Source organism: Armatimonadota bacterium (assembly GCA_018268395.1).
In the GTDB taxonomy this organism is placed as follows: Bacteria; Armatimonadota; Fimbriimonadia; order Fimbriimonadales; family Fimbriimonadaceae; genus JAEURO01.
Genome location: JAFDWQ010000002.1, coordinates 50,455 through 64,370, shown reverse-complemented (window position 1 = coordinate 64,370; position 13,916 = coordinate 50,455). Strand labels below are relative to the sequence as shown.

15 protein-coding genes are annotated in these 13,916 nt (G+C 62.8%); 7 read left to right on the top strand and 8 right to left on the bottom strand.

Translation table 11 applies throughout. The features are described 5' to 3' along the window. Positions 1 to 1,817: translation initiation factor IF-2 (gene infB, locus JST30_05465; GenBank protein ID MBS1713767.1), on the top strand; the 1,817-nt coding region annotated here is incomplete at its 5' end. A 31-nt stretch (positions 1,818 to 1,848) separates the two neighbouring features. Here the strand turns inward: infB and JST30_05460 are convergent. Then, positions 1,849 to 2,565 (bottom strand): AIM24 family protein, encoded by a 717-nt coding sequence (locus JST30_05460; GenBank protein MBS1713766.1) that lies wholly within the window; start codon positions 2,563 to 2,565, stop codon positions 1,849 to 1,851. Positions 2,566 to 2,742: 177 nt separating this feature from the next. Between JST30_05460 and JST30_05455 the strand changes: the two genes are divergently transcribed. Together JST30_05455 and JST30_05450 are read left to right on the top strand one after the other, a co-directional pair. Further along, entirely contained in the window at positions 2,743 to 3,630 is an 888-nt protein-coding gene (locus JST30_05455) for an SIMPL domain-containing protein (GenBank protein ID MBS1713765.1), read from the top strand. A 151-nt stretch (positions 3,631 to 3,781) separates the two neighbouring features. After that, a complete protein-coding gene (locus JST30_05450) occupies positions 3,782 to 4,213 on the top strand; it encodes a hypothetical protein (protein ID MBS1713764.1) in 432 nt (143 codons plus the stop codon). 28 nt (positions 4,214 to 4,241) lie between these two features. On the opposite strand, the gene JST30_05445 is transcribed toward JST30_05450, so the two are convergent. From JST30_05445 to JST30_05435, 3 genes are all read right to left on the bottom strand, one after another. Beyond that, complete coding sequence (locus JST30_05445) at positions 4,242 to 4,940, bottom strand: hypothetical protein (protein MBS1713763.1); 699 nt, start codon at positions 4,938 to 4,940, stop codon at positions 4,242 to 4,244. Positions 4,941 to 5,028: 88 nt separating this feature from the next. Next, positions 5,029 to 5,907, bottom strand: coding sequence for a PEP-CTERM sorting domain-containing protein (locus JST30_05440; protein ID MBS1713762.1), 879 nt, complete (start codon positions 5,905 to 5,907; stop codon positions 5,029 to 5,031). Between the two features lie 131 nt (positions 5,908 to 6,038). After that, a complete protein-coding gene (locus JST30_05435) occupies positions 6,039 to 6,734 on the bottom strand; it encodes a prepilin-type N-terminal cleavage/methylation domain-containing protein (GenBank protein ID MBS1713761.1) in 696 nt (231 codons plus the stop codon). Between the two features lie 157 nt (positions 6,735 to 6,891). On the opposite strand from JST30_05435, the gene JST30_05430 reads away from it, so the two are divergent. Beyond that, on the top strand, positions 6,892 to 7,518 hold the full coding sequence (locus JST30_05430; GenBank protein ID MBS1713760.1) for a hypothetical protein: 627 nt from the start codon (positions 6,892 to 6,894) through the stop codon (positions 7,516 to 7,518). A 1-nt stretch (position 7,519) separates the two neighbouring features. On the opposite strand, the gene JST30_05425 is transcribed toward JST30_05430, so the two are convergent. The 3 genes from JST30_05425 to JST30_05415 form a co-directional block, all read right to left on the bottom strand. Continuing rightward, entirely contained in the window at positions 7,520 to 8,308 is a 789-nt protein-coding gene (locus JST30_05425; GenBank protein ID MBS1713759.1) for a prepilin-type N-terminal cleavage/methylation domain-containing protein, read from the bottom strand. A 244-nt stretch (positions 8,309 to 8,552) separates the two neighbouring features. Further along, positions 8,553 to 9,413: a hypothetical protein gene (locus JST30_05420; GenBank protein MBS1713758.1), complete on the bottom strand. Its 861-nt coding sequence runs from the start codon at positions 9,411 to 9,413 to the stop codon at positions 8,553 to 8,555. Positions 9,414 to 9,510: 97 nt separating this feature from the next. Then, positions 9,511 to 10,146: a cold shock and DUF1294 domain-containing protein gene (locus tag JST30_05415; GenBank protein ID MBS1713757.1), complete on the bottom strand. Its 636-nt coding sequence runs from the start codon at positions 10,144 to 10,146 to the stop codon at positions 9,511 to 9,513. A gap of 73 nt (positions 10,147 to 10,219) precedes the next feature. On the opposite strand from JST30_05415, the gene JST30_05410 reads away from it, so the two are divergent. The 3 genes from JST30_05410 (at position 10,220) to JST30_05400 (ending at position 13,199) form a co-directional block, all read left to right on the top strand. After that, entirely contained in the window at positions 10,220 to 11,992 is a 1,773-nt protein-coding gene (locus JST30_05410; GenBank protein ID MBS1713756.1) for an L-fucose isomerase, read from the top strand. A 71-nt stretch (positions 11,993 to 12,063) separates the two neighbouring features. Further along, positions 12,064 to 12,663: an iron-containing redox enzyme family protein gene (locus tag JST30_05405; GenBank protein MBS1713755.1), complete on the top strand. Its 600-nt coding sequence runs from the start codon at positions 12,064 to 12,066 to the stop codon at positions 12,661 to 12,663. A gap of 68 nt (positions 12,664 to 12,731) precedes the next feature. Beyond that, positions 12,732 to 13,199, top strand: a complete 468-nt coding sequence (locus JST30_05400) for a GNAT family N-acetyltransferase (protein ID MBS1713754.1) — start codon at positions 12,732 to 12,734, stop codon at positions 13,197 to 13,199. On the opposite strand, the gene JST30_05395 is transcribed toward JST30_05400, so the two are convergent. Further along, on the bottom strand, positions 13,196 to 13,891 hold the full coding sequence (locus JST30_05395) for a hypothetical protein (protein ID MBS1713753.1): 696 nt from the start codon (positions 13,889 to 13,891) through the stop codon (positions 13,196 to 13,198). The two genes, JST30_05400 and JST30_05395, sit on opposite strands and share 4 nt — an antisense overlap. Between the last annotated feature and the right edge of the window lie 25 nt (positions 13,892 to 13,916).

Below are 13,916 nucleotides of genomic sequence, written 5' to 3'. Positions count from 1 at the left end.
AGAAGGACGATCTCGACCTGATCCGCGAGGCCGTCAAGGAGGCCGTCGGTGATCCTGGATCCGTCAGGCTTTCCCCGTCCAAAACGACGCCTCGGGACATCGCCGCCGCCCTCGGTCAGCCTGACAAAGACGTCCTCAAGACGTTGATGACGAAGGTCAAAGTCATGGCGACCTTGACCACGACGCTCGCACAGGACGTGGCAGAAAAGCTTGCAGGCGAATTCGGAAAGACCGTCGTCTGGGCGGAACCCTCGACCGCGCCGAAACCTCAGTTAGGGGGCGCGAAGAAGGGCGGGCCTCAGCCGCACAAGGCCGAAAAACGGCCGCCGGTCGTCACGATTTTGGGCCACGTCGACCACGGCAAGACCTCGCTGCTGGACTACATCCGCAAGACGAACGTCGTCAAAGGCGAATTCGGCGGCATCACGCAGCACATCGGCGCTTATCAGGTCACGCTTCCTGAAGGCGTCATCACGTTTTTGGACACGCCGGGCCATGCGGCGTTTACCGCGATGCGGGCCCGAGGTGCGCAGGTCACGGACATCGCGATCCTTGTGATCGCCGCCGACGACGGCATCATGCCGCAGACGATCGAGGCGATCAGCCACGTCAAGAACGCTCAAGTCCCGATCATCGTCGCGGTCAACAAGATCGACAAACCTGAAGCGAACGTCGAGAAGGCGAAGCAGCAGCTCACCCAGTACGAACTGGTCGCAGAAGACTACGGCGGAGACGTCATCGTCTGTCCGGTCAGCGCCCACACGGGCGAAGGCATCCCCCACCTCCTCGAAATGATCCTGCTTCAAGCGGACATCATGGAGCTGAAGGCCGATCCGAAGGGCGCGCTGAAAGGCGTCGTCATCGAAGCGAAGCTCGAGAAAGGCCGAGGCCCCGTAGCCACGGTCTTGGTCGAGGAAGGCACCCTCAAGGTCGGGGACGTGATCATCGTCGGACGGACGTGGGGCAAGATGAAGGCCCTGACGGACTGGAAAGGCGAAAGGATGCCGTCCGCCGGCCCCTCGATGCCGGTCGAGGTGCTCGGCTTAGACGACGTTCCGCTCGCCGGCGACACCGTGGAACCGGCCAAGGACGAGCGGGACGCCCGCGACACCGTCGGGGTTCGCGTGGACGAAGAGCGCGCCAAGGCCCTGTTCAGCCCGAAACGGCGGGTCAGCCTCAAGGACATCCGGAAGATGGGTGTCGAGGACGATGTCAAGGATCTCAACCTGATCGTCAAGGCGGACGTTCAAGGGAGCGTCGAGGCGGTCAAGGGCCTTCTCGACAAGATCGAGAACGACGAAGTCAACGTCAAGGTGATCCACGCAGGCGTCGGGACGATCACCGAAGGCGACATCTTGCTCGCCAGCGCGGCGAACGCGATCGTCGTCGGCTTCAACGTGAAACCCGAACCGGGCGCGAAGAACGAGGCCGAGCGTCAAAAGGTCGAAATCCGCACGTACACGATCATCTATGAACTCATCGAGGACATCGAGAACGCCGTCAAAGGCATGCTCGAGCCCAAGTTCGAAGAAGAGTACATGGGCACCGTCGAAGTCCGGGTCGCCTTCAAGCTTTCGAAGGCGGGCAAAGTCGCGGGTTCGCACTGTACCGACGGCAAGATCCTGCGCGGCGCCCAAGTCCGTATCAAGCGGGGCACGGAACTGGTCTACGAGGGCAAGGTCGCTTCGCTCCGCAACGTGAAAGAGGACGTGCGCGAGATCATCGCGGGCCAGGACTGTGGCTTAAAGTTCGAGGGCTGGGAAGACTTCAAAGAAGGCGACGTCGTCGAAGCCTTCGAAATGGTCCAGGTGAACTGACAGCGGCTTCTCGTCAGTCGACCGTTCGCTGTTAGCGAGCGGTCGACTGGACGGCCGGATGTTCCTCGAACGGCTGGACGACGACGAAACCCTCGCCACGGAAAGCCATCTGGAACGTCTCTCCGCCACCGCGCCCCATCAAGGTCTTAAAGTTAATGTCGGACTTCAGTTCGGGAGTCAAGTTACCGGACCACGCGACGGTCGAATTCGGATCCGTAAAGACCGGATCGTTCGGAGAGACTTTCAGCGTCAAGGGCTTGCCGTGCGACACGATGGCGACCATGCCGTTGCCGCTCAGCTTGACCGAGAACAGGCCCCCCGACATCATGCCGGCGATCCTCTTATGCATCGTGATGTCATAGGAGACCGTGTCTTCGAACGCGAGAAGGTCGTTACCGTTGACGTTGATGGAATCGCCCGTCAGGCGAAGGATCGTGACCTCTTTCGCCTCGTCAGCCAAGTAGGCGATGCCGTTCCCTTCGATCTTGACGAGCGGTGACATTTCGCCCGAAACCATCTTCATCAGGGCCTTGCCGACGCCACCTTCAAGCATTCCTTCGCGCTTGAATTGCAGGCTGCCCCGGTAAGCGACCATCGAGCCGAGTTTCGACCATGTCCTGCCGCTGACATGGGCTTCCAGCATACGGCTGGACTCAAGTTCGAAGACGTTCCCTGGGTTGTCCTTTTCGGCGGTACTCGCGACGAAATCGGCGATCGTATGCGTGACGACGTTGTCAGCCTCTGGCATGAGTCGTATTGTGCACAACGTGGAGCTGTTTGGCGCTACCGTTGGCAGGCGATTCGTGACGTCCTCTTGCCTTGACCCCGTGGGTGGACGCGGATTCGAGAAACTTGACGTCGTATGTTACCGATCGAGCGACGGACACGTCCCTAAGAGCGACAGGTTTCGAGCAAGGGCACAACAATGAAAGGGCTTACACCGGTTTCTCTCGCCATCGTCTTCGTCGTCACGTGCGCGTCTCACGCGTTCGCCCAAGTCGGGGGCGGCAGCGCCGCGTACCGTCAGCAATCGCGGTCAGGGGTCGAAGCGGCCCGGGCCAACGAACTGGCGAAGAGGGGAGCGCCGGGGGACGGGAAGTTCGTCGAAGCCAGCGTGCTCATGAACGTCGTGGCCGACGAATACGTGGCCGTGTTCGGCGTCAACGCGGAAGGTAAGACCTTGGAAGAGGCTCGGAAGAAGATGGACGACACCGTAAAGGCCTTCGAATCAGGTTTAAACGGTCTCAAAGTCCGCCCGCAAGACCGATACGTCGACTTCGTCGCTCAAAACCGGATCTACGGCTACGAGGCGTTGCCGGACAACACGATGCGCGAGATCGTCGTCGGCTTCGAAGTCAAAAAGAACGTCCTCGTCCGCTACAAGGACAAAGGGGGGATCGACGGCCTGATCGAGGCTGCGGCCAAGGTCGGCGTCTTCGACCTGGTCAAGGTCGACTACGTCGTCAAGGACATCGACGCCTTGCAGACCAAGCTCCTTGCGGAAGCCGCGCTCGTCCTCAAACGGAAGTCGGACGACATGGAGCGGTTGTTCGGGGTCAAGATGGGACAGCCTTCGGGGCTGACCAATCCACAGTTCAGCATTTACTATCCCGCCGACATGTACGACTCGTACGTGGCGCAAGAGTCGGAGCAGATGGACGGCTGGCGCCCGAACATGCTCATCCAGCGCGCCAGGAAGCCGCAGACCTTCTTCTTCAACGGACTGACGGGCAAAGACTTCGACCACGTCGTGAATCCCGTCGTCAGCGAACCGGTGGTCCAGTTCACGGTCTATGTGCGGATGAAGTACTGAAGAGCTTTCTGACCGCTAGGCTGCCTTGGCCCTCTCGCGTCTTTGCGAGGAAGCCGCCAGACGGACGAACGCTCCGGACCAATAATGGAAGGATCGTCCGAGACGGTCCGCGGAAGGCACGGCTTGGTCTGCGACTCAGTATCCTTGGACCATGAGTCCTGGCCGGCGTACAACGGTCAAGCCGTGGATGTGGACGGTGGCAGGGTTGATCGCGGTCCTTCAAGGAACAGGGCCCTTAAGGAACCACTTCTACGCCTGGACCCACGAGCCGGCCAAGCAGTTCGCGGCCACCTGGCCAGGCGTCGTGGCGGCCGTCGTCGTTCTGGCCCTCTCGGTCGGACTGTTCAGACAATCCCGGACGGCGGCAGCAGTGCTCTTGTTCCTGGAGTCCGTGATCGCGGCCGTGACGCTGAACGCGTTCCTTTGGCCCGCGACGCGGAGGTATCTGGACAATTGGGATCCGGTGCGATTGACGTTCCAACTCGTCACCGAAGCGGTCGAGATCCTCGTCCTTGGAACCCTGCTCCTCTTCACGTCGCCCGTCGGAAAGCCGCCGGAAAACGACGACGGGCCCCCGCCATAGGGGCCCGTCGAACAGAAGAGGTCGTAGGTCACTGAACGATGACGCGGACCGCCGAGTTCGCGTTCGTCGCCACGCTCGTCCCGAGGCCCCATCCGTTGTCCGGGTTGATCCAGACGCCGTTGTTACCGTTCGGGAAGCCTGCCGAGTAGTTCGAGCGTGCAAGCCGAAGCGTCGGCATCGCGTTCGTGACCGGTGCGCATACGACCCAGTAGGTCAGCCCCGGTTGGAGCACGAAGTTGACCGGAACCTGGCAGAGGGCGTTCGACGTCCCGCTCACACAGTTGGGGGCGTAGTTGTACGTCATCGTCGCCGAATTCGTGAACGTCGTCGCGACCGCACCGCTCGAGAACGCCGAGCCGCTGTTCTCGGCCTGGTTCACGCTGGCGAAAACCGAGACCGTCCAAAATTGGACCGTGGGCCACGAACCCCCTTGCGGCGTCCGAAGGACGACGTCGACCTGTGTGACCATCGTGGCGTTCGTCGGCATCGTGAACTCTTCGATGGCGGCCGACGAAAGGACAGGCATGACGGAACTGACTTCGTTCAGGTCTCCGTTGCACCCGACGAAGCCTGGCCCACCGATCTGATCGGCGGCGGCGAAGACGGCGGGAGCACGGGACGCGGAAGCCGACGCCGACAACGCGGACGCGGCAAAGAGGGTGAGGGCGCCGGTGCGGGCCAGAGTGACGAGGGGCCGTAGGGCCAAGGCGAAGGTGGTCGTGTTCATGGTTCTCGGTGAAGGAAACGTCGCGTTCGTCGGAGAGGAAGGGCCCGGCCGGAGTGACCGGGCCCGTTGGAGAGTGAGGACGGAGGGCTCAGGCGCGCGCCTTGTTGCGGCGCCGCGCCAGGAACCCTAGGGCGGCGGCACCGAGGCCGATCATCGAACAAGGCTCGGGCGTGACGGCGGCGAGTCCCGTATAGGGTTGTCCGTCCGAGTTGGCCACGAAGTCCACGAAGTTCACGTTGTTCGGGCTGGTCGGGCTGAACGTGTAGAGAGCCCCGCTGCCCGTCAGGACATAGAGGGTGTCGTGGATGTCGTAATCCATCCCCGCGATGACCCCTGAACCCACGCCCAGCGTGCCCATGTTCGTGAATCCTGAACCCGTGACCTTGAGGATGTCGGGAATGCCGTTGCCGTTCGCGTTCGTCGCGAGGGCGTACATGTTGCCGAGCGAGTCACAAGCGAGTCCGGAGATGTCGTCCCAGCCCGTTCCCGTGCAGAAGGTCGAGACCTGGTTGTTGTTGTTCAGGTCGATCTCGAAGACCGTCGACGTCCCCGCGAGCGTGCCCGCCGCATAGAGCCTGTTGTTGACCGGGTTGTACGTCAGGTCGCCTTCGGGCATCCCTCCGATCGTCGCGATCTGGTTGCAGGCGCCCGTCACGTCGTTGACCTTATAGATGCCGTTGTCGTTGAACGACGCCATCGCGTATTCGTTGCCCGCGCTGTCGAAGTCGACGTCGTGCATCAGTCCGTTGACCCAGTTGCCGCCGACCTGGAGCCCGCGAGCGTTGGTCGCTACGCCCGATCCTTCGACATAGTCGCGCAGGTACTGCTCGGTCGTGCCCAACTTAAGGGTCACGGTCCGCCAGTTCTCGCCGAACGCGGCCTGCGAGGGCAGGGCGAGGGCGAAAGCTGCGGCGACGGGCATCGTCGTGCGAAGGAGGGTCGTCATCGAGTTGGTTTTGCTGTTCATGTCCTTGTCCTAGAGCCGCTCTGGGCGGCATGGGGGCATTGTCCGACAGCAGGCGTGACGGCTCCATAACGGGAACCGTGACGGACATCGTGACGAAAACGTGACGGGCGGACGAACGGTTCCTGAACAGGTCAGCGACTCCCGTCGCAGACCCATTCGATATCGAGCGTGCCCTTCTGAAAGGTCCCGTCCGCGTTCTTGCCGCGTGCCCGGACCGCGACGTGCCCGTCGCAGAACGCGATCGAAAACCGGCCCTGATGTCGCGGATTCCCGTCGTCCGTCGGCCGGTGCGACGAGTCCCTCTCTCCCCAGACCCAGTTCACGACGTGACGGTCGGCGTCGTTCCCGTCGCCGGGATCGGCGTTCAAAGGCCAGCCGTCGACGAACAGGACGGTTTCAGTCGGCCGGGTGACGGTCGATCCGGCGGCGGCTGCGGCGCCTAAGGGAAGGTCGTCGTCCGACCGGACGTCGTTGAGCGCGTAGTGGTAGTTCCAAGACGACGAGTGCAGGCCGAGCGGGACCGTGGCGAACGGGAGGGCTTCGGAGGGACACCGAAGGACGCCCCAGTCCTTGACATAGGGTTGAACGAGGTCTCCCCAGAACCTTTGATCGGGCCCGTCGGTCTGGGCGAGAGGGAAAGTGTCGTCAGAGGCGGAGCAGTAAAGGAGGGTGGCAGCCGCGACCTGCTTGAGGTTCGAAAGGCACGTGTCCTTGCGTGCGGCCTCTTTCGCCTGGAAGAAGACGGGGAACACGATGCCGGCCAGGACCGCGATAATGGCGATCACGACGAGGATCTCGATCAAGGTGAAGGCTCGGCGCCGCGGCATCGACGTGACCATTGTACGATAACGGTTTCCATCTCGTCCTGAAACACGCACCCGGTGACCGTCCGTCTTGTCGTTTTTATGCCGTTCTTATACCGATAAGAAAACTCATAAGGTGTGCGGCGAAATGTCGCCGAAGAGTGGCCGTAGAATCCGTACGATGCAGTGGAAGACCGTCTTCGCCGTCGCCCCCGCCCTTGTGGCCGTGACCGTCACGGGGTGTGCCCCGAAACCCGGGCCCGTAACGAGGGACTCTCCGAAGACGGTCAACCCCACGAACCGGGCGACAAGGGTTCCGGTCAAACACGGGCTCGATGCAGCCGCAAAGGACATCGTCTTGGCGGCGAAGGACACGACGATCGAGGACATCCTGAAGATGGAACGACCGTCGGGCCTCGGGGACGACATCAGCTCGCCGGACTTTCAGGACCAGCGCGTCGGCCCCCTCGAGACGCAAGTGTGGCGTTTGAAAGTCAAGGTGAAGAGTATCGTGAAACGCAAGGACGGCGACTACTTCCTGACGATCGAGAGTCCTGGCGGAGCGACGACCGTCGTCGAGGTGCCTGATCCCGCCCTCTGCAAAGGAAGCCCGCTCGAAGCCGATATCACGGCGTCTCGGAAAGACCTGGAAGAGCGGTTCCATCCGACCGACAAACCCAAGGACGTCGATAAGGACGCGACGGTGACGGGCGTCGGATTCTGGGGTCAGAATGGGCGACCGGGCACGAAATCTGCGCCGAACGGCGCACGGATCATGCCCGGCCTGGGGTTCGAATGGGGGCGCTAGCTCACCACTTCTCAGAGCTGTCCTGGATGTAAGGGAACCACTGAGGGCAGGGGAGGGTCTCGGCGAAAAGCGTGTCGCTCCACTGGGCCTTGGTGTAGTCGTTCCACCACTTGGACATGCGGTGATAGTGGGCGTGAGTGTCGGCGTAGACATAGACCGAGCCTTCACGGTGGCGGTCGAGGATCTTGTCGCCGGCAGGCGAGTGGGCCCGGTTCGGGTTGATGATCTCGTAGCTGGCGTTACTGGCCGACTCGGCGATAAAGATCTTGCTGGCCGGGGTCGTGATCTCGCCGATGTTGCCGCCCGAAATCCCTCCTCGGAACTTGGAGACCGTACCGTCCGGCAGCGTGATGTCGTGGTCGAGGCGGTAGAAGTAATAGTTCAACGCGTACGACAAGAGCTCGCCAGGCACCGTCGGTCCGTCCGGTTCCGGGTTGTGCGCCAGTCCGGACGCGTCGGTCGGGCACCGGAACACCTGCTTGTTCTTCATGTAGGGCATGAGGACGTCCGCCCACGTCAAGCCGGCCACGCCCGCACCCTCCTTCCACGAGAATTCGGTGAAGGGCGGCCCCTTGAAGTACTTGTCATAGTTGGCCATCGGCAGGACGTCGTCGTCGTCTTGCAGGTACAGGTAGAGGCCCGTGCCCATCTGCTTGGCGTTGGAGAGGCACTGGGTCTGCTTGGCCGACTCCTTGGCCGCGGCGAAGACAGGGAAGAGGATGGCGGCGAGGATCGCGATGATCGCGATGACCACCAAGAGCTCGATGAGGGTGAACGCTCGTTGTCGCATAGTCTGGTACACCTAGAGGGCCAAAGTATACGATGTCATCGTCATTCAGAGTACGTTGCGTGAACGGATTACGGCAGGAACACCTAACGTACTTTAGGAGAGTCCAAGAAACAAGGCAGTATCTTGGGAACTCCTTATAAGATAACGCTAAAGAAAGGCTTGGCGACTGTGCGAGACACGGTCGGGCACGGAGCTGGACCGCCCTCTCCGGCTTTCGGGTGCTGGAGAGGGCGGGGAGGGGTGGTCAGGCCGGATCCAGCACGAGGTCGTGACCGGAGGGGACCGACAGGAGACCGCGCAAGTCGAGCCTGTCCTGGCAGAGGGTCACGAGGACGGCGTCCTGTGCCGTTCCCAGGTCGACGGCCGTGCCGGGAAAGGCGTCGACCTTATTTTGGAAGCCGCGACGGAGGTCGTTCAGGATCTTCTGCTTCATCGCGCCTTCGACGGCGCCGTCCATGAATTCTTCGACGATCTTCGTGATGCCGAGCGTGATGCCCGTGACCCACCAAGGCCAGTCGACGTCGACCGCAAAGCTCTTGTAGACGGCCAGGACTTGACCTTCGGGCGACATCCCGATATCGATCCGGGCGTCGACGTCGACGTCGGGGTCGAAGAAGTTGTCGATGGCGAGCTTCAACCGCAGCCGTAGGACGATCCCCGAGGGTTCGATCTCGACGACCGACTCCTTCCGCTTGGACACTGGATGGTCCTTGTTCTTCGGATCGGCGTTGTATTCGGCGAGGCTCTGATCGACACTGGCCAGGACTTCCGGCCGGACCAGGTCTTCCGGGATCTCCCGGACGACACAGCCGCTCGTGTCCACGGAGATTCCGACCGTACCGAGCGTCTGCGAGACTCCGGCCGCGCCGCAGTCCAATCGGTAGAAGACGGACCTCACGGGGTGTATCGTCCTTGATCCCTTCCGCGGGACTTGTCCGTGGTTCAGCCGGACGGAAAGGCCGCACGTGGCGGGAACATCGACGTCCCAACTCACAGTGACGGTCTCTCCGGCCTTCACGGAGGACTTGTCGGCTCCGAAGTGGACCAAGCGGGTTTCGCCGAGGCATTCCACGGCTTTTTCGATCATTTCTCTGGTAGGGGGCATTTGTGTTTCCTCTCTCCTTCTTGGTAACACGGCCCCTGGTAATTCGAACAGTCACTTTCGTCAGGGAAGGGCCCTGACGGACGACAGGGCGGTCGGGTCAGAAAGCGACCGTTATCAGGCCAAGGACCAGAGCTTCGAAGAGGACGTTGACCACGACAGAAGCGTAGTAGGTGCGAAGGAACGTCACCTTGACCGTCTTGTGCTGGAACACGGCCTGTCCGATGGCTCCGCCCGGCCAACCGCCGAGGACGTCGAACGTGTGCAGCGTGGTCTCTGCGATGCGCCACCCGCCCGTCACGGCCGTCAACTTGTCCACGCCGTAACCCAGGAACGACAACGCCGATACGAGGACGCTGACCGTGCCGGGCCAGTGGGACAGGCCGATGGCCGCACCGGCGAGCGAAAGGGCCGCCCAAAAGACCAGACCAAGGACGATCAGGAGCGTCCGGGTCTTACGGGGAGCGCCGAGCGGAGCGTCTTCACCGACGTACGTGACGAGCGCGGCACGCTTGTCGGTACGCCGTCTGCGACGAGGGTCTGCCGGAGCGACCCTGACTTCGTAGAGGACGGTGTCGCCGATGCAGGGCGAGCGCTTTCGGTTGACGAAGGCCGATTTGGGTAAGAACACGAGGTCCCCGGCGCCCGCTCCTCGGGGACGCACGAACCCGAAGCCTTTGTCGTCGGACCATTCGACGATTTCGCCCTGATAGCGGACCGGCGGCCCCGTGGACATTTTCGCAATCTACCTTGACCCTGGGAGGACCGGAACTTGGCCGGTCCGGATCCGATCACGGTAGCATCGGTGCATGCACAACGCCCATAACCGGCTCCGCGGCCGACTGCCGAAGGTCGGGATCCGACCGGTCATCGACGGCCGTTACGGTGGCGTCCGCGAATCGCTCGAGGGGACGGTCATGGGGATGGCGAAGGCGGCGGCGGACCTTGTCTCGTCTTCGCTGCACCATTCGTGCGGGCTACCCGTCGAATGCGTCGTCGCCGACGGTTGCATAGGGGGAGCAAGCGAAGCGGCCAAGTGCGAGGACAAGTTCCTGTGCGAAGGCGTCGGCCTGAGCCTGACCGTGACGCCTTGCTGGTGCTACGGGAGCGAGACGGTCGACCTCCATCCGACGCGACCGAAAGCGATCTGGGGGTTCAACGGAACGGAGCGGCCCGGTGCCGTCTATCTCGCCGCGGCCCTTGCCGGACACGCACAGAAGGGAGTCCCGTGCTTCGGGATTTACGGGCGCGACGTCCAGGAATCGGGCGACGCCACCGTGCCGGCCGACGTCCGCGACAAAATCTTGCGGTTCGTACGGGCGGGAACGGCCGCCGCGACGATGCAGGGGAACTCGTATCTGGCGATCGGCGGCGTCAGCATGGGAATCGCCGGGTCGATCGTCGACCAGCCGTTCTTCGAGAAGACGCTCGGTCTCAGGGTCGAGACGGTCGACATGTCGGAAATCGACCGACGGATCGCCCACGGCGTGTTCGACGTGGACGAATACGAGCGTGCGCTGTTGTGGACGCGCGCGAACTGTAGGGAAGGGAAGGACTGGAACAGCGACGACAAGAAGCGTTCGCGGCACCGTCACGACGAAGAGTGGGAGACGTCGGTCAAGATGGCCCTGATCGCGCGCGACCTGATGGTCGGGAACCCGAAGCTTGCCGAAATCGGCCATCAAGAGGCCGCTGAGGGCCACAACGCCCTCGCCGCCGGGTTCCAAGGACAGCGACAGTGGACCGACTTCCGCCCGAACGGGGATTATATGGAAGCCGTGCTGTGCTCCAGTTTCGACTGGGACGGCGTGCGTCAACCGTACGTTTTTGCGACCGAAAACGACTCGCTTAATGCGGCTTCCATGTTGTTGGGGCACCTGATGACCGGCACGGCCCAACTTTTTAGCGACGTCCGCACGTACTGGTCGGCCGGCGCGGTGGAGCGCGTGACCGGTTGGCGTCCGGACGGTGTCCTCGAAGGGGGGTTCATCCACTTGATCAATTCGGGCCCGTCGGCGCTCGACTGGACGGGGGCCGCAGGCGGACGTGTCAAGCCTTGGTGGGAGATGACGGAGTCCGACGTCGAAGCCTGTCTGCAAGCCACCGAGTGGTGCCCGTCGATGACGGAATACTTCCCGGGCGGAGGCTGGTCGACGGACTTCTTGACCGTCGGCGGTATGCCTGTCACGATGTGCCGGATCAATCTGGTGGGTGGCCTCGGTCCGGTCATACAGGTCGCAGAAGGTTGGACGGTCGATCTTCCGCCTCACGTCCACAAAGTGCTCGACGAGAGGACGAACCCCACGTGGCCGACGACCTGGTTCGTTCCGAGACTGACGGGTCACGGCCCGTTCGAGAGCGTGTACGGGGTCATGGCCGCCTGGGGCGCGAACCACGGCGCGATTTCCTACGGGCACATCGGCGCCGACCTGGTCACCTTGGCCTCGGTCCTGCGTATCCCGGTCGACATGCACAACTGCGACGACGTGTTCCGTCCCGCTGTCTGGTCGCGATTCGGGGCCCTTGAGGAACAAGGGGCGGACTTCCGTGCGTGCAGCGCCTTCGGTCCGCTCTGGGGATAGTCTCGTTCGCGTAAAGCTATGCGTTCCCTCCACGCAAGCCGCCCGTCCTCTTCCGGTATCCTTCGGCTTCTATGACCGACGTCAGGAAGAGGCTCGAAGCGATCGTCGCCGAACACAACTTGCTGAACCACCCGTTCTATCAGGCCTGGAGCGCCGGCACCCTGCCCAAGGAAGCCCTCGCCACTTACGCCGCCGAATGGGGCAACTTCGTCGCTCTCGTCCCGAAAGGCTGGAGCGCGCACGGCGAGGACGCGATCGCCGCAGAAGAAGTGACGCACGTCGCCCTCTGGGACGACTTCGCGAAGGATCTCGGAACTCAGGTCGCTCCGGCCTCGATCCCGCAAATGCAAGCCCTGGAAGGGGTCTGCGACCGGAACTTTTCCGACGCCGTGACGTCCGTCGGCTCGCTCTACGCCTTCGAGGCCCAGCAGCCGCACACGTCGACGTCCAAGCTCAAAGGTCTGCAAGAGCACTACACCCTTTCGGCCGAGGGCGAAGAGTACTTCCGCGTCCACTGCGACGACGTCCACGAAATGGAAGTCCTCGCGCAACACGCCGAGCGCATGTCCCCTGAAGACCAGGACCGCACCGTCGCGGCGTGCGAAGAGACGGCCAAGGCTCTGTGGAACGCCCTGAGCGGCGTCCACGACGTGCACTGCGCCGTCGCCTGAGCTTTTGACCGACGACTGCCTCGGTGCCCTAGGCCCGAGGCAGCTTTCGTACGGCCCCCCTCGACGCCATGTCCGACCGGATCGAACTGACCCGCACCGATGGGAGCGATGAAGCGTTCCGACTTCTCACCATGGAATTGGACGCGTTCCTGAACGTCCTCGACGGCCCGGATTCGGCCAAGTTCCAGGCATTGAACCAGAGCGGACCGATGATGTCCGTCGTCGTCGCCCGGCTCGACGGCAGGCCCGCGGGCTGCGGCGCTCTTCGAGCCGTCGACGCGAAGACGGTCGAAATCAAGCGGATGTACGTCCGACCGACGGCGAGAGGCCAGGGCGTCGGTGCCGCCGTTTTGCGCGAGCTCGAAACTTGGGCCAAGGAGACGGGCTATGAGAGGGCCGTCCTCGAGACAGCAGTCGAACTTCGACCTGCCCAAAGGTTGTACGAGTCGTCCGGTTTCGTCAGGGTCCCGAACTACGGGCCGTACGTCGGGATCGAAAGAAGCTTGTGCTACGCCAAGGACCTTGAGGCGTCCTAGCGGCCTTGACCGATCGGCTCGGGGAGCCGGAGAGCGTCCTGGAAGCACCGTGCCAGGAGGGAGTAGCCGAAGTCGTTCAGGTGCACGTTGTCGCTGAAGACGTCGTCGCGGCCCTTTAACCTGCGATAGGCGTCGACGTACGTCACGTGCCGTCCCAGCGACTTTTGTTCGAACACGACGCTCTTCAGCATGAAGTCGAACAGCTCGCACCGGGCGGTTTCGCCCGGGCCCTGGTCTTTACCGAGCAGCACGTTGGACCACACGATCCTCACGCCCGGGTCAGCCGAGAAGACGGCGTCGGCCAAGTCGCGGTAGTGCTGGAGCGACGCGATCCAAGGTGACGGGTCGTTGCGGCCGATCATGAGGATCACGACGTTCGGCCGGTACATCGAGACCCAATCCGCGGCCGTGCCGGATCCGTCTTTGCCGAACAAGAGGTCGGACGTCGTCCATCCGCCGTGACCGTCGTGCTCAGGATCGGTCAACGGTCCAGGGAAGGTCGTCAGACTCCCGACGAAATCGATCCGGTCGCCGAGGGCGTCCTTCAGGTAGGCGCGATACCCGCCGCCGCGGTTTCCTTCACCCGACCCGAGCGTCAGGGAATCGCCGATGCAGTGGACGGTCACGGCCGCATGGGCGAAGACGGCGCCCCAAAGAGCCAGGGCCACGGCGATGATCCTGGTCACGGTCATCACGTTACCATCCGCCCGCTCACGG